Origin of the sequence: Streptomyces sp. SID13726 (assembly GCF_010548375.1) — a bacterium.
GTDB lineage: Bacteria > Actinomycetota > Actinomycetes > Streptomycetales > Streptomycetaceae > Streptomyces.
The window spans coordinates 39175-59974 of record NZ_JAAGLY010000001.1; the positions used below are offsets into that span (position 1 = coordinate 39175).

19 protein-coding genes and 1 pseudogene are annotated in these 20800 nt (G+C 71.5%); 9 read left to right on the top strand and 11 right to left on the bottom strand.

Going from position 1 to position 20800, the window contains the following annotated elements; all coding sequences use genetic code 11:
* Positions 1 to 82: 82 nt before the first annotated feature.
* On the bottom strand, positions 83 to 931 hold the full coding sequence (locus G3I78_RS00170) for a glutamate ABC transporter substrate-binding protein (protein WP_164420639.1): 849 nt from the start codon (positions 929 to 931) through the stop codon (positions 83 to 85).
* A gap of 75 nt (positions 932 to 1006) precedes the next feature.
* Positions 1007 to 1783 (bottom strand): amino acid ABC transporter ATP-binding protein, encoded by a 777-nt coding sequence (locus G3I78_RS00175; protein WP_164420640.1) that lies wholly within the window; start codon positions 1781 to 1783, stop codon positions 1007 to 1009.
* A gap of 301 nt (positions 1784 to 2084) precedes the next feature.
* Between G3I78_RS00175 and G3I78_RS00180 the strand changes: the two genes are divergently transcribed.
* Together G3I78_RS00180 and G3I78_RS00185 are read left to right on the top strand one after the other, a co-directional pair.
* On the top strand, positions 2085 to 2771 hold the full coding sequence (locus tag G3I78_RS00180; RefSeq protein WP_164420641.1) for a response regulator transcription factor: 687 nt from the start codon (positions 2085 to 2087) through the stop codon (positions 2769 to 2771).
* Positions 2772 to 2871: 100 nt separating this feature from the next.
* Positions 2872 to 4254, top strand: coding sequence for a HAMP domain-containing sensor histidine kinase (locus G3I78_RS00185; RefSeq protein ID WP_164420642.1), 1383 nt, complete (start codon positions 2872 to 2874; stop codon positions 4252 to 4254).
* Here the strand turns inward: G3I78_RS00185 and G3I78_RS00190 are convergent.
* Positions 4244 to 5239: a TAXI family TRAP transporter solute-binding subunit gene (locus G3I78_RS00190; RefSeq protein ID WP_164420643.1), complete on the bottom strand. Its 996-nt coding sequence runs from the start codon at positions 5237 to 5239 to the stop codon at positions 4244 to 4246. The two genes, G3I78_RS00185 and G3I78_RS00190, sit on opposite strands and share 11 nt — an antisense overlap.
* A 102-nt stretch (positions 5240 to 5341) precedes the next feature.
* Between G3I78_RS00190 and G3I78_RS00195 the strand changes: the two genes are divergently transcribed.
* Positions 5342 to 5776 carry a MazG nucleotide pyrophosphohydrolase domain-containing protein gene (locus tag G3I78_RS00195; protein ID WP_164420644.1) on the top strand — a complete coding sequence of 145 codons (435 nt, stop codon included), beginning with the start codon at positions 5342 to 5344 and terminating at the stop codon, positions 5774 to 5776.
* 485 nt (positions 5777 to 6261) lie between these two features.
* Here G3I78_RS00195 and G3I78_RS00200 read toward each other — a convergent pair whose 3' ends face one another.
* A complete protein-coding gene (locus G3I78_RS00200) occupies positions 6262 to 7482 on the bottom strand; it encodes a cation:proton antiporter (protein ID WP_164420645.1) in 1221 nt (406 codons plus the stop codon).
* A 4-nt stretch (positions 7483 to 7486) separates the two neighbouring features.
* Positions 7487 to 7972, bottom strand: coding sequence for a TrkA C-terminal domain-containing protein (locus tag G3I78_RS00205; RefSeq protein ID WP_164420646.1), 486 nt, complete (start codon positions 7970 to 7972; stop codon positions 7487 to 7489).
* A 179-nt stretch (positions 7973 to 8151) separates the two neighbouring features.
* On the opposite strand from G3I78_RS00205, the gene G3I78_RS00210 reads away from it, so the two are divergent.
* A complete protein-coding gene (locus G3I78_RS00210) occupies positions 8152 to 9099 on the top strand; it encodes a HAMP domain-containing sensor histidine kinase (RefSeq protein WP_343243642.1) in 948 nt (315 codons plus the stop codon).
* Positions 9099 to 9752: a response regulator transcription factor gene (locus G3I78_RS00215; RefSeq protein WP_164420648.1), complete on the top strand. Its 654-nt coding sequence runs from the start codon at positions 9099 to 9101 to the stop codon at positions 9750 to 9752. The genes G3I78_RS00210 and G3I78_RS00215 overlap by 1 nt, the downstream gene beginning before the upstream one ends.
* Here the strand turns inward: G3I78_RS00215 and G3I78_RS00220 are convergent.
* The 4 genes and pseudogenes from G3I78_RS00220 to G3I78_RS00235 form a co-directional block, all read right to left on the bottom strand.
* Positions 9739 to 10215: a hypothetical protein gene (locus tag G3I78_RS00220; protein ID WP_343243617.1), complete on the bottom strand. Its 477-nt coding sequence runs from the start codon at positions 10213 to 10215 to the stop codon at positions 9739 to 9741. The two genes, G3I78_RS00215 and G3I78_RS00220, sit on opposite strands and share 14 nt — an antisense overlap.
* Positions 10216 to 10311: 96 nt before the next feature.
* On the bottom strand, positions 10312 to 13209 hold the full coding sequence (locus tag G3I78_RS00225) for a SpoIIE family protein phosphatase (RefSeq protein WP_164420649.1): 2898 nt from the start codon (positions 13207 to 13209) through the stop codon (positions 10312 to 10314).
* 313 nt (positions 13210 to 13522) lie between these two features.
* Positions 13523 to 14977, bottom strand: a complete 1455-nt coding sequence (gene argG / locus G3I78_RS00230) for an argininosuccinate synthase (RefSeq protein WP_164420650.1) — start codon at positions 14975 to 14977, stop codon at positions 13523 to 13525.
* Positions 14978 to 15063: 86 nt separating this feature from the next.
* A pseudogene (locus G3I78_RS00235) lies at positions 15064 to 15415 on the bottom strand (TetR/AcrR family transcriptional regulator).
* 774 nt (positions 15416 to 16189) lie between these two features.
* On the opposite strand from G3I78_RS00235, the gene miaB reads away from it, so the two are divergent.
* Genes miaB through G3I78_RS00250 form a run of 3 tightly spaced genes read left to right on the top strand, consistent with a single transcriptional unit; the run spans position 16190 to position 18761 of the window.
* The gene (gene miaB, locus G3I78_RS00240; RefSeq protein ID WP_203614025.1) at positions 16190 to 17716 is read left to right on the top strand and encodes a tRNA (N6-isopentenyl adenosine(37)-C2)-methylthiotransferase MiaB; all 1527 of its coding nucleotides are present in this window, start codon (positions 16190 to 16192) and stop codon (positions 17714 to 17716) included.
* A gap of 24 nt (positions 17717 to 17740) precedes the next feature.
* Entirely contained in the window at positions 17741 to 18034 is a 294-nt protein-coding gene (locus G3I78_RS00245) for a hypothetical protein (protein WP_164420651.1), read from the top strand.
* Positions 18035 to 18050: 16 nt separating this feature from the next.
* On the top strand, positions 18051 to 18761 hold the full coding sequence (locus tag G3I78_RS00250) for a class III extradiol dioxygenase subunit B-like domain-containing protein (protein WP_164420652.1): 711 nt from the start codon (positions 18051 to 18053) through the stop codon (positions 18759 to 18761).
* Positions 18762 to 18942: 181 nt separating this feature from the next.
* Here the strand turns inward: G3I78_RS00250 and G3I78_RS00255 are convergent, their stop codons facing one another.
* Together G3I78_RS00255 and G3I78_RS00260 are read right to left on the bottom strand one after the other, a co-directional pair.
* Positions 18943 to 19209 carry an antitoxin gene (locus G3I78_RS00255; RefSeq protein ID WP_164420653.1) on the bottom strand — a complete coding sequence of 89 codons (267 nt, stop codon included), beginning with the start codon at positions 19207 to 19209 and terminating at the stop codon, positions 18943 to 18945.
* Between the two features lie 24 nt (positions 19210 to 19233).
* A complete protein-coding gene (locus G3I78_RS00260) occupies positions 19234 to 19620 on the bottom strand; it encodes a hypothetical protein (protein WP_164420654.1) in 387 nt (128 codons plus the stop codon).
* Positions 19621 to 19803: 183 nt separating this feature from the next.
* Between G3I78_RS00260 and miaA the strand changes: the two genes are divergently transcribed.
* A complete protein-coding gene (miaA, locus tag G3I78_RS00265; protein ID WP_164420655.1) occupies positions 19804 to 20742 on the top strand; it encodes a tRNA (adenosine(37)-N6)-dimethylallyltransferase MiaA in 939 nt (312 codons plus the stop codon).
* The last annotated feature ends 58 nt before the right edge of the window (positions 20743 to 20800 follow it).

The following is a 20800-nucleotide window of genomic DNA, read 5'->3' on the forward strand; positions in this document are numbered from 1 at the left end:
GGTGTGTGGCGGAGGTATGAGGGGGCGCGACGCGCCGCCGCCCTGATCGCGGCGGGCGGCGGGGCGCCGGTGGATCCCTGCGTTACTTGACGATGACGCCGATCTTCGGGGCTTGCTCGTTCTTGTAGCCGGCCGGGCCGAAGTTGGCGTCGACCGCCTTCTGCCAGGAGCCGTCGCTGACCATCTTCTCCAGGGCGGTGTTGATCTTGTTGACGGTGGCGGTGTCGCCCTTCTTCACGCCGATGCCGTAGTTCTCGTTGCTCAGCTTGAGGCCGGCGAGCTTGAACTGACCCTTGTACTTGTCCTGGGCGGCGAAGCCCGCGAGGATCGAGTCGTCCGTGGTCAGCGCGTCGACGGCGCCGCTCTGGAGACCGGCGATGCACTCCGAGTAGCCGGAGTACTCACGCAGCTGGGCCTTCGGGGCGAAGTCGTCCTTGACGTTCTGCGCCGAGGTCGAACCGGTCACGGAACACAGCTTCTCGCCGTTGAGGTCCGTGGCCTCGCTGATCTTGGAGTCCTTCTTGACCAGCAGGTCCTGGTGGGCCAGCAGGTACGGGCCGGCGAAGTCGACCTTCTTCTTGCGCTCGTCGTTGATCGAGTAGGTGGCGGCGATGAACTTCACGTCGCCGCGGGCGAGCGCGTTCTCACGGTCGGCGCTCTTGGTCTCGACCCAGTCGATCTGGTTCGCGTTGTAGCCGAGCTGCTTGGCCACGTAGGTCGCGACGTCCACGTCGAAGCCGGAGAACGACCCGTCGGGCTTCTTCAGACCGAGACCGGGCTGGTCGTACTTGATGCCGATCTTGATCTTGCCGCCACCACCGGAGGAACCGGAGTCGGAGCTGTCGTCCTTGCTGTCGCCGCCGCAGGCGGTCGCGGACAGGGCGAGGGCGAGGACGGCTGCCGAGGCGGCGGTGACCTTGCGGAGCTTCATGGTGAACATCCTTTGGGTGGTGAAGAGATGAGAGCCGTCGGTGGTCGGTCCGGGTGGCACGTCAGTGGTGGCGCGTCAGTGGTGCAGGATCTTCGACAGGAAGTCCTTGGCACGGTCGCTGCGCGGATTGCTGAAGAACTGGTCGGGCGCAGCCTCCTCGACGATCCGGCCGTCCGCCATGAACACCACGCGGTTTGCAGCCGATCGTGCGAACCCCATCTCGTGCGTGACGACGATCATCGTCATGCCGTCGCGGGCGAGCTGCTGCATCACCTCGAGGACCTCGTTGATCATCTCAGGGTCGAGCGCCGACGTGGGCTCGTCGAAGAGCATGACCTTGGGGTCCATGGCCAGCGCCCGCGCGATGGCGACACGCTGCTGCTGGCCGCCGGACAGCTGGGCGGGGTACTTGTCCGCCTGGGTGGCGACACCGACCCGGTCCAGCAGGGCGCGCGCCTTCTCCTCGGCCTGCTTCTTGTCGGCCTTGCGGACCTTGATCTGGCCCAGCATCACGTTCTCGAGCACGGTCTTGTGCGCGAACAGGTTGAAGGACTGGAAGACCATGCCGACGTCGGCGCGCAGGCGGGCCAGTTCCTTGCCTTCCTGGGGCAACGGCTTGCCGTCGATGACGATCGAGCCCGTGTCGATCGTCTCCAGGCGGTTGATGGTGCGGCACAGGGTGGACTTTCCGGACCCTGAGGGTCCGATGACCACGACGACCTCGCCGCGGGCGATCGTCAGGTCGATGTCCTGGAGTACGTGCAACGCGCCGAAATGCTTGTTGACGCTCTTCAGGACGACCAGTTCGCCGGTCGCGGCCACATCTTCCTTGGCCACCGATACTTCGGTCATCGCTCTCTGGCTCCGTCCTCCTCGGTTTCGGAGGACAGTAGTAACCCCATGCGACCAGCGTCATTAGTCTTGAGGGGAATCTGAGCATCACGATCCGATAGCAATCGGACACGTGTCGTAGCACTTGTCAGCAGTACGCATATCGGCCGGGTAACGGAACCGCGGCGCAACCGGAAGCTACTTGACGCCGTCCTCTTCCATCAGCATGACTGCACGGTGCGTACGCGCGCAGGCGCACGGGTGTTTGTACCCATCCACTACATATTCCGATAGTACGTCCGATGGACCGAAGGGGGCCGGAGTGCGACTTCTCCTCGTCGAGGACGACAACCACGTGGCCGCCGCGCTGTCCGCGGTCCTCGCCCGGCACGGCTTCGACGTCACACACGCGCGCAGTGGCGAGGAGGCCCTCCAGGCGCTGGTTCCCGAGGTGGACGGCTTCGGGGTCGTCCTGCTCGACCTCGGTCTGCCCGACCAGGACGGCTACGAGGTGTGCGGCAAGATCCGCAAGCGCACCAGCACGCCGGTGATCATGGTGACCGCCCGTTCCGACGTGCGGTCCCGTATCCACGGCCTGAACCTCGGCGCGGACGACTACGTGGTGAAGCCGTACGACACGGGGGAGCTGCTCGCCCGTATCCACGCCGTCAGCCGCCGCACCGCCCACGAGGACGTCCCGGACGGTGTCGACACCGCGCTCGTCCTCGGCGCGGTCCGCATCGAGCTGCCGACCCGTCAGGTCACCGTCGGCGGTACGGTCGTCCAGCTCACCCGCAAGGAGTTCGACCTGCTCGCCCTCCTCGCCCAGCGCCCCGGTGTCGTCTTCCGGCGTGAACAGATCATCAGCGAGGTCTGGCGCACGAGCTGGGAGGGCACGGGGCGCACGCTGGAGGTGCATGTGGCGTCCCTGCGGGCGAAGTTGAGGATGCCGGCGCTGATCGAGACCGTGCGGGGTGTGGGGTACCGGCTGGTCGGACCGGTGGGATGAGGGTGCGGAGCGAGGCGGTGGACGCGGGTGAGCGGGGCGGTGCCGGTGCCCGCGTGAGCGGTGGTTCTCACGCGCCCTCGGACAGGGCGTAGGCGGCGGCGTGCGGACTCGGCTTCTTCCGTTGCTCATCGTGCTGATGGCGGCCGTCCTGCTGGCACTCGGCGTACCGCTCGCCATCGGGGTCGCGGCGGCTCAGCAGCAGAAGGTCGTCGTCGACCGGATCGACGACACGGCGCACTTCGCCGCACTGGCGCAGTTCGTGACCGACGCGTCGGACGAGCGCCTGGAGACGCTGGAGAGCGAACTCACCAGCTATTACAGGGTTTACGGCATCCGCGCCGGGGTGTTCTACGACGGCGACGTGCCGATGGCCACCGCACCGCGCGGATGGTTCCTGCCCCGCGAGGGCGAGGTGCGCGACGCGTTCGGCGAGGCGCTGCTCAGCCGCCGCAGTCAGGACCCGAAGCAGGTGTGGCCGTGGCAGCGGGGCCGTCTCGTCGTCGCGTCGCCGGTGATCCGGGACGGTGACGTGGTCGCGGTGGTCGTCACCGACTCGCCCACCGGCCAGATGCGTTCGCGCATCCTGCACGGCTGGCTCGTCATCTTCGCGGGCGAACTCGCCGCCATGCTGCTGGCCGTCGGCGCCGCCCTGCGGCTGACCGGCTGGGTGCTCCGGCCCGTACGGGTCCTCGACGCCACCACCCACGACATCGCCACCGGACGGCTCAAGTCCCGGGTCGCGGCGGCCGGCGGTCCCCCCGAACTCCAGCGCCTGGCACGGTCGTTCAACGAGATGGCGGACAACGTCGAGGACGTGCTGGAACAGCAGCGCGCCTTCGTCGCCGACGCCTCGCACCAACTCCGCAACCCGCTCGCCGCGTTGCTCTTGCGCATCGAACTGCTCGCCTTCGAACTCCCCGAGGGCAACACCGAGATCGCGTCGGTGCAGGCGGAGGGAAAGCGCCTCGCCCAGGTCCTCGACGACCTCCTCGACCTCGCCCTCGCCGAGCACACCGAGGCCGACCTGAGGATCACCGACATCGGCGAGCTGACCGCCGAGCGGGTCGCCGCGTGGACCCCCACCGCCGAGGCCAAGGGTGTGCGCCTGGTGGGGAGTTGCCCGCCCACCACCGCCTGGGCCGACCCGGTCACCCTGTCCAGCGCCCTCGACGCGGTGATCGACAACGCGCTGAAGTTCACGCCGAAGGACGAGAGCGTCGAGGTCACGGTGGCCGCCGACGGCGACACCTCCACGGTCGTGGTCACCGACCGCGGCCCCGGACTCACCGAAGAGGAACTCGCCCGCGTCGGCGACCGGTTCTGGCGCAGCGGGCGCCACCAGAACATCAAGGGCTCCGGGCTCGGCCTGTCCATCTCCCGGGCGCTGCTCGCCGCGGGCGGCGGTTCGATCGCGTACGGCCCGCACGACCCGCACGGCCTGGTGGTGACCGTGTCGGTGCCCCGCAGCCGCCCTACGGCTTGACCGAGCGGTAGTAGCGCCGGGCACCGTCGTGCAGGGGCACCGGGTCGGTGTAGATCGCCGTACGCACGTCGACGAGCTGGGCGGAGTGGACGTGGCGGCCGATGCCGTCCCGGCTCTTGAGGACGGTCCGGGTCAGCCACTCGGTGAGCTCGGGGTCCATGTCCTCGCGGGTGATGAGCAGGTTGGACACGGCCATCGTCGGCACGGTCGTGTTGTTCTGGACGGACGGGTAGGCCGACGCGGGCATGTTGGTGGCCCGGTAGTAGCGGGTGGCCGAGCCGTCGACGTGCAGCCGGGACACGAGGGACGGCGGGATCGGGACGAACCGGAACGCCGAGCGCTCGGCGAGCTGCTTCAGGCCGTCGGTGGGCAGGCCGCCGGACCAGAAGAACGCGTCCAGTCCGTGACCGAGCAGTCTGGGACCGGTGTCGATGCCCTCGGCGCGGGGCTGGATGTCCTTGCCGGGGTCGAGCCCCGCGGCCTTCAGGACGCGGTCCGCTATCAGCCGTACACCGGAGTTGACGGGACCGATGGAGACCCGCTTGCCCTTCAGGTCGGCCACGCTGCGGATGTCCGAGTCGGCCGGGACGACGAGCTGGACGTAGTCGTCGTAGAGGCGGGCCACTCCGCGCAGCTGGTCGGCGCCGCGGCCGTGGTTCTGCTGGTAGGTCTCGACCGCGTCGGCCGCGGCGATGGTGAAGTCGGCCTTGCCGGTGGCCACGCGCTCGACGTTCTCCTGGGACCCCGCGCTGGTCAGGAGCTTCACCTTCAGGTCGGGCATGTCCTTGCGGAACTCCTTGCGCAGCAGGTCGCCGTACTTCTGGTAGACGCCTGCCCGGGTGCCGGTGCTGAAGGTGATGGTGCCGCTCGGGGGCTCCTCGCCGAGGGGGAGCAGCCAGCACAGCAGCAGGCCGAGGGCCACGGCACCGGCCGCCGCGGTCTGGAGCGCTCGGCGGCGGCCGAGGCGCGGGAACGGCTTGGACATGCCCGTGATCCTGCCAGGGGGCGAGGGGAGCTGGCCAGGGGCGGCTGCCCGCGGCGGCCGTACGGCGGCGAAGGGGGCGCGCGGTGCATCTAGAGTCGGCGCATGAGTTCATCCCCCGCATCTCCCGCATCCCCCGCCGATCTCGTCCGTGCCTTCCATCTCGCCTTCGGGCTGGACGCCCGCAGTACTCCTACGGCGGTCCCGTCCGAGCTGGCCGCGCAGCGGGGGCGGTTGCTGGCGGAGGAGGCCGCGGAGGTGGCCGAGGTGGCGGTCGGCGGGCCGCTGGACCGGCTGGCGCACGAGCTGGCCGACGTCGTGTACGTGGCGTACGGCACCGCACTCGTCCACGGCATCGACCTCGACGCGGTGATCGCCGAGGTGCACCGGTCCAACATGACCAAGCTGGGCCCCGACGGACAGATCGCCCGACGCGAGGACGGCAAGGTGCTCAAGGGGGAGCACTACGAGGCGCCGGACGTCTCGGGCGTGCTGCGTCGGCAGGGCTGGGTGACCGGTGCCGGGCTCGCCGAGGGGTGAGGCCGGCAGGAGGGAAGCTCTCGGTGCCGGGCTCGGTGACGTCTGGGCCCGGTACGAGGGAAGTTCTCGGTGCCGGGCTCGCCGACGTCTGAGCTCGGCAGGAGGGGAGTTCTCGGTTCCGCCCGCGTTGACGCCTGGGCCCGGTACGAGGGAAGTTCTCGGTGCCGGGCTCGCCGACGTCTGAGCTCGGCAGGAGGGGAGTTCTCGGTCCCGCCCGCGCCGACGCCTGAGCCCGGTACGAAAGCCGCGCGGTACCCCTCAGCCTCGGCCCATCGACGCCTGAGCCCGGCACGAGGGGGCCGCTCGGTTCCCGGCTGCGCCGACCTCCGGGCCTTGTACAAGGGACCCGCTCAGCCCCGGCCCACCGACGCCGAAGTCCGGTGCAAGCGAACTGCTCAGTCCTGCCCCACCGACGCCGAAGTCCGCCACACGCGAGCCGCTCAGCCCCGTCCCACCGACACCTGAGCCCGCTACACGCGACCCGCTCAGTCCCGCCCCACCGACGCCTCCGCCACCCTCGACGCGCTCTCCGGTGCCTTCTTCGCGTTGCCGAAGCGCGTGGCCAGTCGGGTCGCCACGGGCTCGGTGTAGCGGGCCGTGAGGGGGCCGACGATGACCAGGATGAGGACGTACGCCGTGGCCAGGGGGCCCAGGGAGGGTTCGATGCCCGCCGAGACGGCCAGGCCCGCGATGACGATCGAGAACTCGCCGCGGGCCACCAGCGCGCCGCCCGTGCGCCAGCGGCCCTTGGGGGAGATCCCGGCGCGCCGGGCCGCCCAGTAGCCGGTGGCGATCTTCGTCGCCGCCGTCACCACGGCCAGGGCCAGGGCGGGGAGCAGCACGGGCGGGATGCTCGCCGGGTCGGTGTGCAGGCCGAAGAAGACGAAGAACACCGCCGCGAACAGGTCCCTCAGGGGGCTCAGCAGGGTGTGGGCGCCCTCGGCCACCTCCCCTGACAGGGCGATGCCGACCAGGAACGCGCCCACCGCCGCCGAGACCTGGAGCTGCTGGGCCACACCGGCGACCAGGATCGTCAGGCCCAGGACCACGAGCAGCAGCTTCTCCGGGTCGTCGCTCGACACGAAGCGGGAGATCAGCCGGCCGTAGCGGACCGCGACGAACAGGACCAGGCCCGCCGCGCCCAGGGCCACCGCCAGGGTCACGCTCCCGGCCAGCAGGCCCGCGCCCGCCACCAGCGCGGTGACGATGGGCAGGTACACCGCCATCGCCAGGTCCTCCAGGACCAGGACGCTGAGGATGACCGGGGTCTCGCGGTTGCCGACCCGGCCCAGGTCGCCCAGGACCTTCGCGATGACGCCGGACGAGGAGATCCAGGTGACGCCCGCGAGGACGACCGCCGCGACCGGTCCCCAGCCCAGCAGCAGCGCCGCCGCCGCGCCGGGCAGGGCGTTGAACGCGCAGTCGACCAACCCCGACGGGTAGTGCGCCTTGAGGTTGGTGACCAGGTCACCGGCCGTGTACTCCAGGCCGAGCATCAGCAGCAGGAGGATGACGCCGATCTCGGCGCCTATGGACACGAACTCCTCGCTCGCGCCCAGGGGCAGCAGTCCGCCCTCGCCGAAGGCCAGTCCGGCCAGCAGGTAGAGCGGGATGGGGGAGAGGCGGAATCGGGCGGCGAAACGGCCCAGGAGGCCCAGGCCGAGGATGATCGAACCGAACTCGATCAGCAGGACCGCGGAGTGCACCCGTTCACTCCCGCCCGAGGACGGCCGCGGCGGCGTCGACGCCCTCGCGGGTGCCCACGACGATGAGGATGTCCCCGCCCACCAGCCGGAAGTCCGGCGCGGGCGACGGGATCGCCTCGGCCCGGCGCAGCACCGCCACCACGGAGGCGCCGGTGTCGGTGCGCATCTTGGTGTCGCCCAGGACCCGGCCGTTGTAGCGGGAGCCCGCCGCCACCTCGATGCGCTCGGCCACCAGGCCCAGGTCGGAGGTGTAGAGCAGGCTGGGGCTGTGGTGGGAGGGCTTCAGCGCGTCGATCAGGGCGCCGGCCTCGGAGCCGGTCAGGCGCAGCGACTGGGCGCAGGAGTCGGGGTCGTCGGCCCGGTACACGCTCACCGTGCGGGCACCGTCGCGGTGCGCCACCACGGAGAGATGGCGGTCCTCCCGGGTCATGAGGTCGTACTGGACCCCGATTCCCGGCAGCGGCGTCGCCCTCAGGCGTGGAGCAGACACGTTTCTTCCCCTTGTGTTTCGAGTGATCGCGGTGCTTCGAGTGATCGCGGGTGCCGGGTTCGCATGGTGTCAGCTCCCCGTACGGTGGCGATATGGGTGACGTGACGGATATACGCGAGCGGCGGGGCCCGGCGACACTTGCTCGTCGGGCGTCGTACGAGAGGAGCGAGGGCAGGGCCGTGTCGCTGTTCTGGCGGATCTTCTCGCTCAACGCCGCGGGCCTCGTCGTAGCCGCCGCGCTGCTGCTGGGGCCGGTCACCGTGTCGACGCCGGTCCGGCAGGGGGAGGCCGTGGTCGTTCTCGGCGGGCTCGCGCTGCTGCTGGTCGCCAACGCCCTCGTGCTGCGGGTCGGGCTCGTCCCGCTCCAGCGGCTGGGCCGGGCCATGGCCGCCGCCGACCTGCTGCGGCCCGGGGTACGGGCGCCCGTCTCCGGTCCCTCCGAGACGGCCGCGCTGATCACGACGTACAACACGATGCTCGACCGGCTGGAGGCCGAGCGGGCCACCGGCGCGGCCCACGCGCTCTCCGCCCAGGAGCGGGAGCGGCACCGCATCGCGCGTGAGCTGCACGACGAGGTCGGGCAGACCCTGACGGCCGTGCTGTTGCAGCTCAAGCGAGTCGCCGACCGGGCGCCCGAGGAGCTGCGCGAGGAGGTCGGCCAGGCCCAGGAGGCCACCCGGGCCGGGCTCGACGAGATCCGCCGGATCGCGCGCCGGCTGCGGCCGGGGGTGCTGGAGGAGCTGGGCCTGCAGAGCGCCCTGCGCTCGCTGGCCGCCGAGTTCACCACGCACGGACTGACCGTGCGGCATCACGTCCAGGGCGAACTGCCCCGGCTGACCGAGGAGTCCGAACTGGTCGTCTACCGGGTGGCCCAGGAGGGTCTCACCAACACCGCGCGGCACTCCGCCGCCGACCGCGCCGAGGTCCGGCTCCAGCCGGTCGCCGGGGGCGTCGAACTCCTGGTGCGGGACAACGGCAGAGGGCTCGGCGGGGCGGTGGAGGGGGCCGGGATACAGGGCATGCGGGAGCGGGCACTGCTGGTCGGGGCGGTGTTCTCGGTGACGGCGGGGCCCGCGCGGGGGACGGACGTACGGCTGCGCATACCGGTCGCGGCGGAGGTGCGGTGATGGCGGAGCCCACGCGGGTACTGCTCGCCGACGACCACACGCTCGTACGACGGGGAGTGCGGCTGATCCTGGAGGGGGAGCCGGATCTCACGGTCGTCGCCGAGGCGGGGGACGGCGCGGAGGCCGTGGAGATGGCACGCGCGCGTGAGGTCGATCTGGCCGTGCTGGACATCGCGATGCCCCGGATGACGGGGCTCCAGGCGGCCCGTGAGCTGTCCCGGCGGCTGCCGGACCTGCGGATCCTGATCCTGACGATGTACGACAACGAGCAGTACTTCTTCGAGGCGCTCAAGGCCGGGGCCAGCGGATACGTCCTCAAGTCCGTCGCCGACCGGGATCTCGTCGAGGCGTGCCGGGCCGCCGTACGCGACGAGTCCTTCGTGTATCCCGGCGCCGAGCGGGCTCTGGTGCGCTCCTACCTCGATCGGCTGCACCGTGGCGAGGACCTGCCCGCGCGGGCCGTCACCGAGCGCGAGGAGGAGATCCTCAAGCTCGTGGCCGAGGGCCACACCACGAAGGAGATAGGCGAACTGCTCTTCATCAGCGCCAAGACGGTCGAGCGCCACCGCGCCAACCTGCTCCACAAGCTGGGCATGAGGGACCGCCTGGAGCTGACGCGCTACGCGATACGGGCGGGGCTCATCGATCCGTGAGACGGCCGGCGAGCGGACGTGCGCTCCGGTTCCTGGCGCGTCGCCGCCGCACCACATGCGCCCCCGCGAGCCCGACCCCGCCGAGCGCCAGGGCCACCCCGATCGCCCGCTCGAAACCGGCCGGACCGGTGCTGCCCCCGACGCCCCCTTGCACGCCGAGCGTCGGAAGCGGCGTGGCCACGCTCACCGCGGGGACGTCGGCCGCGGCGACGCTCCTGCGCGGCAGCACCTCGCAGGCGATGCCGTCGTCCGGGCCCTGGTCCTCGTCGAGCCGGTTCGGGTCGGAGGTGTCGCGGTCGAACTCCGCCTGCGCGTCCTCCTGGTAGGCGAAGTCCGCGCAGTCCAGGTCGGACCGGGCGTGGGCGACACCCGCCGTCGGTCCGACGGTCAGGATCGCCATCACCGTGCCGGCGAGCGCGGTGCGGGTCGCCATGGGGCGTGTGGTCGTGGTGCGTATCGCCATGGGGCGTGCCTTTCGCGGGTCCCGAACAGCCGTCACCGCGACCCTAGGAAGGCGTTCCGTGGTCGGCCCGCGGGGCTGGGCCGGACGGGTGGGCGGTCAGAGGACGGCGTCCCAGTCCTCGTCGAAGTCGGCGGGGTCGAGGAAGAGGATCTCCGGGGGCTCCTGGGGGTTCTCCGGGGCGCGCAGGGGCTGTTCGGTCCAGATGCACTTGCCCGTGGGGGTGTAGCGGGCGCCCCAGCGGGTGGCGAGGGCCGAGATGAGCTGGAGGCCCCGGCCGCCCTCGTCGGTCTCGGTGGCGCGGCGGATACGGGGCATGGTCTGGCTGCCGTCGTACACCTCGCAGATCAGCTCGGTGGAGTGCAGGACCCGCAGCCGGACCGGACCCCGCGCATGCCGTACGACGTTGCCGACCAGCTCGCTGACCAGGAGCTCCGCGGTCGGGACCAGCTCCTCCAGATCCCAGGCCGCGAGCTGCTCACGGATGTGCCGACGCGCCTGGCCGGCCGCCTTCGGATCGTCGGGCAGCGACCAGGACGCCATCCGCTCGGCCGGCAGCGCGTGCAGCCGGGCCACCAGGAACGCCGCGTCGTCGGCCGCCTGCTGATCCGCGGGCAGCAGCCCCGCCGTCAGCGTGTCGCACAGGTGTTCAAGGTCTACGGCCGTCCCGTCGTCGTGCGCCCTGCGCAGCAGCCGGGCCAGCTCCGCCATCCCCTCGTCGATCTCCCGCTTGGACGACTCCACCAGTCCGTCCGTGTAGAGCACCAGCAGACTGCCCTCGGGCACCTCCAGCTCGACCGTCTCGAACGGCGGCTTCGCCGCGCCCAGCGGTGGATCGGCGTCCGGCTCCGGGAAGTGCACGGTGCCGTCGGGGCGGACCAGCGCGGGCGGCGGATGACCGGCCCGGGCGATCGAACAGACCCGGGTCGTCGAGTCGTAGAGCGCGTAGAGACAGGTGGCGTACGACGCCTCGCCCATGCCGCCGACGATGTCGTTGAGGTGGCCGAGGATCTCGTCGGGCGGCAGCTCCAGGTCGGCCAGGGTGTGCACCGCGGTCCGCAGCCGTCCCATCGTGGCCGCCTCCGGCAGCCCGTGGCCCATCACGTCGCCGACGACCAGCGCCACCTGCCCGCCCGACAGCGGGATGATGTCGTACCAGTCGCCGCCCACGTCCGCGCCGGGCCCCGCCGGGAGGTAGCGCGCCGCCGCCGTGCACGCCGGCAGGTCGGGCAGCGCCTGCGGGAGCAGACTGCGCTGGAGTTCCCGGGACCGGGTGTGCTCGGCGTCGTAGAGCCGGGCCCGCTCCAGGGACTGGGCGACGAGCGCGCTGATCGTGGTCAGCAGGGCCCGCTCCTCGTCGCTGAGCAGCCGCGGCCGGTCGAAGGAGACGACACACACCCCGAAGGTGTGACCGGACGCCGTCAGCGGCAGGAACGCCCAGGACTTCTTGTTGCCGCGCTCCGGGAATCCGGCCAGTTCGGGGTAGCGGGCGGCGTACTCGTGCGCCGAGGACACGAACAGCGGGGTCCCGGAGGCGATCGTGTCCCAGGCCGGGTCGCCGGACGCCGCCCGGGAGCGGGTGTCGAGCAGGTCGAGGAAGGACCGGGAGTAGCCGGCGGCCCCCACGTGGTGCAGCCGGTCGCCCTCGATGACCTGGACCATCAGTCCCGCGGCGGCGAACGGCGGCAGCACCCGGCGGGCGACCGCGTCCACCACGTCCCGCGAGGTCGTCGCCTTCGCGAGTTCCGTGGTCAGCTCCGCGATCCGGACCGCCCGCTCGGCCGCGGCGCGCTCGGCCGCCTGCCGCTCCTCGGCCAGCCGGCGCTTCTCCGTGACGTCCTGGAAGTACAGGGTGCGCCCGTCGGGACCCGGCACCAGACGGACGTGGAGGCGCCGGTCGCACTCCGCGATGTGCACGTCGAAACCGGTCGGCTTCTCCTCGGCCGCCGCCTCCAGACAGCTCTCCTTGAGGCCCGGGACCTGTCTCGTGGCCGCCAGGTCCCACAGCAGCCGGCCGAACAGCTCCTCCTCGGAGAAGCCGAGGAAGCGTTCCGCCTCCAGGTTGGCGAAGGTGATCCGCCACTCCTCGTCCACCGCGAGGAAGCCGTCGCTCATGTGCCGCAGGGCCCGGCTGAGGGCGTCCCGGGCGGTGCGCGACTCGTTGCTCTCCCAGCCGACGCCGATCATCCGCAGCGGCTCGCCGTGCTCGTCGTAGGTCGCGACGGCACGCGCCTTCGTCCAGCCCCAGGTGCCGTCCAGCCGCCGTACGCGGTACTCCGCCTCGAAGACGGTGTGGCCGGCGATGGCCCGTTCGACCGCGGCCAGGGCGGGCGGCAGGTCGTCGGGGTGCACGCACCGCATCCAGTCCTCGACGCGGCCGGTGAAGTCGGCGGGGCGGGTGCCGTACAACTCCAGCGCGGCCTCGTCCCAGATCAGCTCGCCGCTGCGGATGCCCCAGTCCCACGAGCCGACCTGGACCTCCTTCAGGGCCTGCCGCAGCCGTTCACCGCTCAGCTCCGCCTGTGAGGGGCCGGACGGCGGCGGGGCCTGGGCCATCCGGTCCTCGGTCCAGGCGACGACGTCCCGCAGGAAGTCCCAGTGGCCCGGGGTCGGCTCGCCCCGCTCACCGGCCAGGACGGTCAGCGCGCCGACGCTGCGTCTGCCGCTGAACACCGGGAGGGCGGCGAGGCCGGTGCCGGGCCAGCCGGTCTGCTCCGGCGCGTCCTGGGACAGCGGGACCCAGACGCCCTTGCCCTGCTGGAGCGCGCGGGCCGGGGCCAGCGGGCCCTCCTGGTCGACGATCTCGCAGGTGCGGGTGAGGGCGGGCGGTAGACCGAGGGACGACACCAGGCGCAGCGCCGACATCGGGCCGCGCAGGTGCATGGTCCCGCCGAGCGCGCTCAGCTCGCCGACCGCGTGCCCGAGCGCCAGCCGGAAGACCTCGCTCTCCGTCGCACCAGGGGCAACCGTGCTGAGAAGAGCGAGCCGCGCGTTCATGGAGGGAACCTATCGTTCCCGTTTCCCTTCGAAACCTCCTTCACAGATTCCGACGGAGCTGAGTCCAGCCGCTGCGCAGGTCAACTGTCCTGGAATCCCGGCGAGTTGGTGGAAGTCCGGCTGTGTGCGGTGCTGTAGGGGGGGCGTAGGGGTGCAGTAGGGGTGCCGTAGGACGGGCAGATCCCCCCTGCGAAGCACCAGCCCCTCAAGACGCCGCCCCGGCCGACATACGACAAGGCCGGCCCCAGTGCCCCAAGGCACCGGAACCGGCCTTCCCAACCCGCAACTCCGTCAGTCAGTACCTGTAACTCCGTCAGTCCGTACCGAACTCCATGGCCGCGCGGTCCAGCAGAGCCTCGTCCTCGGAGACCTCGCCGCGGGAGGCGATGGCCTCGGCGCCGCCCTCGGGGAGTTCCGGCATGGTGCCGATCAGGCCCGTCGCGGCGGCCTGGGAGGCACCGATGGTCGGGCTGCCCGTGCCGATCAGGCCGAGGCCCGCGTACTGCTCCAACTTGGCGCGCGAGTCGGCGATGTCGAGGTTGCGCATGGTGAGCTGGCCGATCCGGTCGACCGGGCCGAAGGCCGAGTCCTCGGTGCGCTCCATCGAGAGCTTGTCCGGGTGGTACGAGAACGCCGGACCGGTCGTGTCGATGATCGAGTAGTCCTCGCCGCGCCGGAGGCGGAGGGTGACCTCACCCGTGACCGCCGCGCCGACCCACCGCTGGAGGGACTCCCGGATCATCAGGGCCTGCGGGTCCAGCCAGCGGCCCTCGTACATCAGACGGCCGAGACGCCGGCCCTCGTTGTGGTACTGGGCGAGGGTGTCCTCGTTGTGGATCGCGTTCACGAGACGCTCGTAGGCCGCGTGGAGCAGGGCCATGCCGGGAGCCTCGTAGATACCGCGGCTCTTCGCCTCGATGATCCGGTTCTCGATCTGGTCGGACATGCCGAGGCCGTGCCGGCCGCCGATCGCGTTGGCCTCCATGACCAGGTCGACGGCGGAGCCGAACTCCTTGCCGTTGATGGTCACCGGGCGGCCCTGGTCGAAGCCGACCGTGACGTCCTCGGGGGCGATCTCGACCGAAGGGTCCCAGAACTTGACGCCCATGATCGGCTCGACGGTCTCGATGCCGGTGTTGAGGTGCTCCAGGGTCTTCGCCTCGTGCGTGGCGCCCCAGATGTTGGCGTCGGTGGAGTACGCCTTCTCCGTCGAGTCCCGGTACGGCAGCTGGTGCGCGACCAGCCACTCCGACATCTCCTTGCGGCCGCCGAGCTCGGTCACGAAGTCCGCGTCCAGCCACGGCTTGTAGATCCGCAGGTTCGGGTTGGCGAGCAGGCCGTAGCGGTAGAACCGCTCGATGTCGTTGCCCTTGAAGGTCGAACCGTCGCCCCAGATCTGGACGTTGTCCTCCAGCATCGCCCGCACCAGGAGCGTGCCGGTGACCGCGCGGCCCAGCGGGGTGGTGTTGAAGTACGCCCGCCCGCCCGAGCGGATGTGGAACGCGCCGCAGGTCAGCGCGGCCAGTCCCTCCTCGACCAGCGCGGCACGGCAGTCGACCAGGCGCGCGATCTCGGCACCGTAGGCCTGCGCGCGGCCGGGCACCGAGTCGATGTCGGGCTCGTCGTACTGGCCGATGTTCGCGGTGTAGGTGCAGGGGATGGCGCCCTTGTCGCGCATCCACGCGACGGCGACGGAGGTGTCGAGACCGCCGGAGAAGGCGATGCCGACGCGCTCGCCGGCGGGGAGGGACGTGAGGACCTTGGACATAGGAAGATTATGCATCACCACGCATGGTCATGCAAAGCCCCTGGGCTCCGCCCGAACGTGATTCACGTCATCCCGCGCGGCCACGGTCACGTCATCCGTGCGGCCGCCTCGAACCCCAGCCGTGCGTGCAGCCCGAACAGGCCCACCAGGTCGACCGAGTCGCCGTTGACCTCCCGGTGCGCGAACAGTCCGTCCGCCCCGGTGACGGCGTACGTCGTGAGCGTCCGCAGGTTCTCGTCGCTCAGGTCGGGGAACAGCTCCGTCCCGGGTCTGGAGGAACACCGTCCGCTCCAGCGGCGACCCCGCTGGCAGCCCGCACTTGGTGCTGACGGCCGCGATGGACGTGCCTCCGTAGCCGCGCTCGCCCGCGATCTGGATCGCCGCGTCGAGGATGCGGCGCCGGGACTCCATGGCCTTCGCCCGGGGCCTCGGCTTCATGACGTCGTACCGCGACGGCCGCGCGCCGCATCTGCGCGACACCTGGCCGGGCGCCCCCGCGTGATCGGCCACAAGGGCCGCGGCTCACGCTTCCTGGGCCCGGCCTTCCGCGCAGCCGCCCCCGCGACCTGCTGCGCCTGGCCGAGGCCATCGGCACCCGGGTCCAGTACGTCGACGGCGCTGCCCCCGCCCCTCGGCGGCAACGCCGTCGACGTACTGGACCCCGGCGGCCTGCGCGTTCGGGTCGTCTCCGGCACCGACGAGGCGCCCGCCCTGCCCGCGCAACGCCCCCAGCGGCTCAACTTCGCCGGCCGCGACAGCGCCAACGCCACCCAGCGCCCACCCCGCGAACCGGCCGGCGTCCGCCGCCTGGGCCATGTCGTCCTCCGCACGACGACCTTCCGGCGCACCCCTCTACGGCAGTCAGCGCGACCGGACCGCAGCATGGCTCCCGTCCGCTGCGACCGCGCCGCCACCCGGCGACCATCACACCCTTGCCCTGACGCTGGGCCCGTCGAACCGCTATGCGCACTCGGCGTACGAAGTGACCGACCTCGATGCCCTGGCCCCGGTGACCTGATCCAAGGTACGAGCACCCCGACGACCTCGCCGCCATAGAGGCGCCGATACACACCGTCGTGCAGCGCTACCGGCTGCCCGCCACCGCGGAATCCGTCGCCCACATCGACCCGCTCGTTCAGCTCCGCTGCTCGACTGGACGCCCGCCGCTGAGCGCTGGGACAGGGGATTCCGGGAAGCGCCTACCCTTGACCCATGACCATCAGCAGCGACCGGAGCCCGGCAGTGGACGTTTCATCTCCGAAAACGTACGAAGTGCGCACTTACGGGTGCCAGATGAACGTCCATGACTCCGAGCGATTGTCCGGGCTGCTGGAGGAGGCCGGGTACGTGCCCGCGCCGGAGGGTTCCGACGGGGACGCGGACGTCGTCGTCTTCAACACCTGCGCGGTGCGGGAGAACGCCGACAACCGGCTCTACGGCAACCTCGGCCGGCTCGCGCCGAGGAAGGTGAGCCGTCCGGGCATGCAGATCGCCGTCGGCGGCTGCCTCGCGCAGAAGGACCGCGACACCATCGTGAAGAAGGCGCCCTGGGTGGACGTCGTCTTCGGCACGCACAACATCGGCAAGCTGCCCGTCCTGCTGGAACGCGCGCGCGTGCAGGAAGAGGCGCAGGTCGAGATCGCCGAGTCCCTGGAGGCGTTCCCGTCCACGCTGCCGACCCGGCGCGAGAGCGCCTACGCGGCTTGGGTGTCGATCTCCGTCGGCTGCAACAACACCTGCACCTTCTGCATCGTCCCGGCCCTGCGCGGCAAGGAGAAGGACCGCCGTACCGGCGACATCCTGGCCGAGATCGAGGCCCTGGTCGGCGAGGGCGTCTCCGAGATCACGCTGCTCGGGCAGAACGTCAACGCGTACGGCTCCGACATCGGCGACCGCGAGGCGTTCAGCAAGCTGCTGCGCGCGTGCGGCTCGATCGAGGGCCTGGAGCGCGTCCGCTTCACCTCTCCCCACCCCCGCGACTTCACCGACGACGTGATCGCCGCGATGGCCGAGACCCCGAACGTCATGCCGCAGCTCCACATGCCCCTCCAGTCGGGCTCGGACACGCTCCTGAAGGCGATGCGCCGCTCCTACCGCCAGGACCGCTACCTCGGGATCATCGAGAAGGTCCGCGCCGCCATGCCGGACGCCGCGATCTCGACCGACATCATCGTGGGCTTCCCCGGCGAGACCGACGAGGACTTCGAGCAGACCATGCACGTGGTCCGCGAGGCCCGCTTCACCAACGCCTTCACCTTCCAGTACTCCAAGCGCCCCGGAACCCCCGCGGCGACCATGGAGGGGCAGATCCCCAAGGAGGTCGTCCAGGCGCGCTACGAGCGTCTCGTCGCCCTCCAGGAGGAGATCTCCTGGGACGAGAACAAGAAGCAGGTCGGCCGGACCCTGGAGCTGATGGTCGCCGAGGGCGAGGGCCGCAAGGACGGCGCCACCCACCGCCTCTCCGGGCGCGCCCCCGACAACCGCCTGGTCCACTTCACCAAGCCCGACCAGGAGGTCCGCCCCGGCGACGTCGTCACGGTCGAGATCACCTACGCCGCCCCCCACCACCTCCTCGCCGAGGGCGCCGTACTCGACGTGCGCCGCACGCGCGCGGGTGACGCGTGGGAGAAGCGCACCACCACGGAGGCCGCGAAGTCGGCGGGTGTCATGCTGGGGCTGCCGGGGATCGGCGTACCGGAGCCGCTGCCGGCGGCCACGGGGGGCTGCGCGGCGCACTGAGCGCACATCGACGAGGGGGCGGGCATGGCGCACTGGGTGGTGATCGTCCAGTACGGCAACGAGGGCGTGGACGACTTCTCCTGCGAGGAGGTGACCCGCTTCGAGGACACCGGCGACGGAGCCCGGGCCCGCCTCTACGAGCTCGCCTGCACCCACCCGCCTCGCAAGGGGCTGCGGCAGCAGGGCCGCGAGGTCTACCGGATCGGTGACGGGGACGCCTACTACGCTCGGATCAAGGGCAAGGTGTGCACGTTCGTGGCCACGTACCGGCTGGCCGAGCTGGCGTGGAGCACGGGCTCCGGACTGAAGCACCCCTGACGGTAGGCTCCCGATCATGCTGGTCGCCGCCGCCGTCTGCCCCTGTCCGCCGCTCCTCGTGCCCGAGGTCGCCGCGGGCGCCGCGCCTGAGCTGGACGCCGCCCGCGCCGCGTGCACGGACGCGCTGGGCGTGCTCGCCGCCGCCCGGCCCGATCTCCTCGTGGTCGTCGGACCGGCCGCCGAGCGCAGCGGGCGCGGAGTGCTGCCGGAGGGGACCCGCGGGTCGTTCCGCGGCTTCGGCGTGGATCTCGGCGTACGGCTGGGCCGGGACGCGGAGTCCGAGCGCGAACTCCCGACCTCGCTCGCCGTCGCCGCGTGGCTGCTGGAGCGCACGGGCTGGTCCGACGCCCCGATCGAGGGACTCGGTGTGGGGGAACCTCTGGAGGCCGAGCGGTGTATCCAGAGCGGGAAGGGAATCGCCGCCCGGGCCGAGCGGGTGGCACTGCTGGTGATGGGCGACGCCAGCGCCTGCCGCACGCTCAAGGCACCCGGGTACCTGGACGAGCGCGCGGCCCCCTTCGACGCGGAGGTCGCGCGTGCGCTGGGCGCGGCGGACGTGGCGGCCCTGAAGACGCTGGACGCCGAGCTGGCGTACGAACTGAAGGCCTCCGGCCGGGCACCCTGGCAGGTCCTCGCCGGGGCGGCGGAGGGCGCGGGACTCGGCGGCGCGCTGCTGTACGAGGTCGCGCCGTACGGCGTGGGGTACGTGGTCGCTGCCTGGTCCTGACGGCCGTAGGGAGCGGCAAGGGGCGTAGGGGCACGGCAGGGACGGCAGGACGGCTGCGCGGGCCTCGGACGCGGTCCGGGGCGGTCTGAGCGGTCCGGAGCGGCTCGCGGCCGTCGGAAACGGCGGACGGCCGGGGCGTGGTGCTGCCCCGCGGCCGTCCGTCGATGTGCCGTGCTGCCGTTCAGGAAGCCGGTGGGGGCGAGGCCGGCGGGGTGCCGTCGCCCGGTCCCTCCGTGCCGTCCTTGTGCGCGAGTCGGTCCATGGCGTCCTTGGCCTTGCCCGTACCCGTCTGGATGCGGTCGCTGTACTTGCCCTTGGTCTTCTCGTCCACGACCTTCGCGGCCTTGTCGAGACCGTGCTGGATCTTGTCCCCGTGCTGCTGCGCGAGGCCGGAGACCTTGTCCTTGGCCGGGTTGAGCTTGGCCTTCAAATTGTCCAGGAGACCCATCGTTCACCTTCCCACGCGGGGCAGTTACGTGCGGGCGCCCTCGCCGGCCTCACGTTCGGCCGCCTCCTCGGCGGACTGCTGCTTGGGGATCCCGACGCCCTCGGCGGCAGTGTCCTCGACGGCCTTCGCCGCCGTCGACCCGTCCGAGTCCGCGTCCTCGGCTCCGGCAGGCTCCGTGACATCGGCCTCTGCCGTGGCCTCGGCTGTGGCTTCGGCCGTGACGTCGGTCGCGGCTTCCGTCGTGACGTCGCCCGTGACCTCGGTCTCGTCCTCGGCCCCGGCCTTCGTGGACCCCTTCGCCGCCGCCTCGTCCGCCGCGGGCCCGGCCGTCTCGATGTCGGCCTGCGCCTCGGCGGTTGACGCCTCCTCCGTAGCCTTCGACCTCCGGAGAAGTCGTGCGAAAACGCCCATATCCACTCCATACGTTACTCGTGCGGGGGAAATCCCGCGTCGTCCGGTACGCCCGTCTGCGCCACCCGGAACGCCGCCTCCATGAACAGGGCGGCGGAAACCACGCAACTGGCAACGACCCCGGACCCACGCCGTCACGTAACTCGTTCGAGGTGGGGTCCCGAGGTTTGCGAGACTGGGGCGGTGAGCAGCGCACCCCCCTCCCCTCGCGTCATCGCCGTCGTCGGACCCACCGCGGCCGGAAAGTCCGATCTGGGCGTCTTCCTCGCCCAGCGCCTGGGAGGCGAGGTCGTCAACTCCGACTCCATGCAGCTGTACCGGGGGATGGACATCGGCACCGCCAAGCTGACGCCCGAGGAGCGCGACGGCGTCCCGCACCACCTCCTGGACATCTGGGACGTCACGGTCACCGCGTCCGTCGCCGAGTACCAGCGGCTGGCCCGCGAGCGCATCGACGCGCTGCTCGCCGAGGGCCGCTGGCCGATCCTGGTCGGCGGCTCAGGGCTGTACGTCCGCGGGGCCGTCGACAACCTGGAGTTCCCCGGCACCGACCCCGAGGTCAGGGCCCGTCTGGAGGAGGAGCTGGTGCTGCGCGGCTCCGGCGCGCTGCACGCCCGCCTCGCCGCCGCCGACCCCGAGGCCGCGCACGCGATCCTGCCCAGCAACGGCCGCCGTATCGTCCGGGCTCTTGAGGTGATCGAGATCACCGGCAAGCCGTTCACCGCCAACCTCCCCGGCCACGACTCGGTCTACGACACCCTCCAGATCGGCGTCGACGTGGCACGCCCCGAGCTGGACGAGCGCATCGCGCGCCGGGTCGACCGAATGTGGGACGCGGGTCTCGTGGACGAGGTGCGGGAGCTGGAGGCGTGCGGGTTGCGCGAGGGGCGCACGGCCTCGCGCGCGCTCGGGTATCAGCAGGTGCTCGCGGCGCTCGCCGGGGAGTGCGCGATGGAGGACGCGCGGGTCGAGACCGTACGGGCCACGAAACGCTTCGCGCGCCGTCAGGATTCATGGTTCAGGCGCGATCCGCGGGTGCACTGGTTGAGTGGGGCTGCGGCACATCTCACAGAACTTCCGCAGCTCGCACTGGCGTTGGTCGAACGACCGGTCACAGCCTGATCACGTCATGGCATCGGGACGCTCCGGCCGTCATCCGGGCCTCCGGCGCCGTGCCATC

Excerpts from the sequence above, each read along its gene's own strand:
- G3I78_RS00190 (WP_164420643.1), bottom strand. The coding sequence starts at position 5,239 with ATGTCCAAGCCGTTCCCGCGCCTCGGCCGCCGCCGAGCGCTCCAGACC.
- G3I78_RS00255 (WP_164420653.1), bottom strand. The coding sequence starts at position 19,209 with ATGGGTCTCCTGGACAATTTGAAGGCCAAGCTCAACCCGGCCAAGGAC.
- G3I78_RS00260 (WP_164420654.1), bottom strand. The coding sequence starts at position 19,620 with ATGGGCGTTTTCGCACGACTTCTCCGGAGGTCGAAGGCTACGGAGGAG.
- G3I78_RS00220 (WP_343243617.1), bottom strand. The coding sequence starts at position 10,215 with ATGGCGATACGCACCACGACCACACGCCCCATGGCGACCCGCACCGCG.
- G3I78_RS00175 (WP_164420640.1), bottom strand. The coding sequence starts at position 1,783 with ATGACCGAAGTATCGGTGGCCAAGGAAGATGTGGCCGCGACCGGCGAA.
- G3I78_RS00195 (WP_164420644.1), top strand. The coding sequence starts at position 5,342 with ATGAGTTCATCCCCCGCATCTCCCGCATCCCCCGCCGATCTCGTCCGT.
- argG (WP_164420650.1), bottom strand. The coding sequence starts at position 14,977 with ATGTCCAAGGTCCTCACGTCCCTCCCCGCCGGCGAGCGCGTCGGCATC.
- G3I78_RS00225 (WP_164420649.1), bottom strand. The coding sequence starts at position 13,209 with ATGAACGCGCGGCTCGCTCTTCTCAGCACGGTTGCCCCTGGTGCGACG.
- miaB (WP_203614025.1), top strand. The coding sequence starts at position 16,190 with ATGACCATCAGCAGCGACCGGAGCCCGGCAGTGGACGTTTCATCTCCG.
- G3I78_RS00215 (WP_164420648.1), top strand. The coding sequence starts at position 9,099 with ATGGCGGAGCCCACGCGGGTACTGCTCGCCGACGACCACACGCTCGTA.
- G3I78_RS00245 (WP_164420651.1), top strand. The coding sequence starts at position 17,741 with ATGGCGCACTGGGTGGTGATCGTCCAGTACGGCAACGAGGGCGTGGAC.
- G3I78_RS00250 (WP_164420652.1), top strand. The coding sequence starts at position 18,051 with ATGCTGGTCGCCGCCGCCGTCTGCCCCTGTCCGCCGCTCCTCGTGCCC.
- G3I78_RS00170 (WP_164420639.1), bottom strand. The coding sequence starts at position 931 with ATGAAGCTCCGCAAGGTCACCGCCGCCTCGGCAGCCGTCCTCGCCCTC.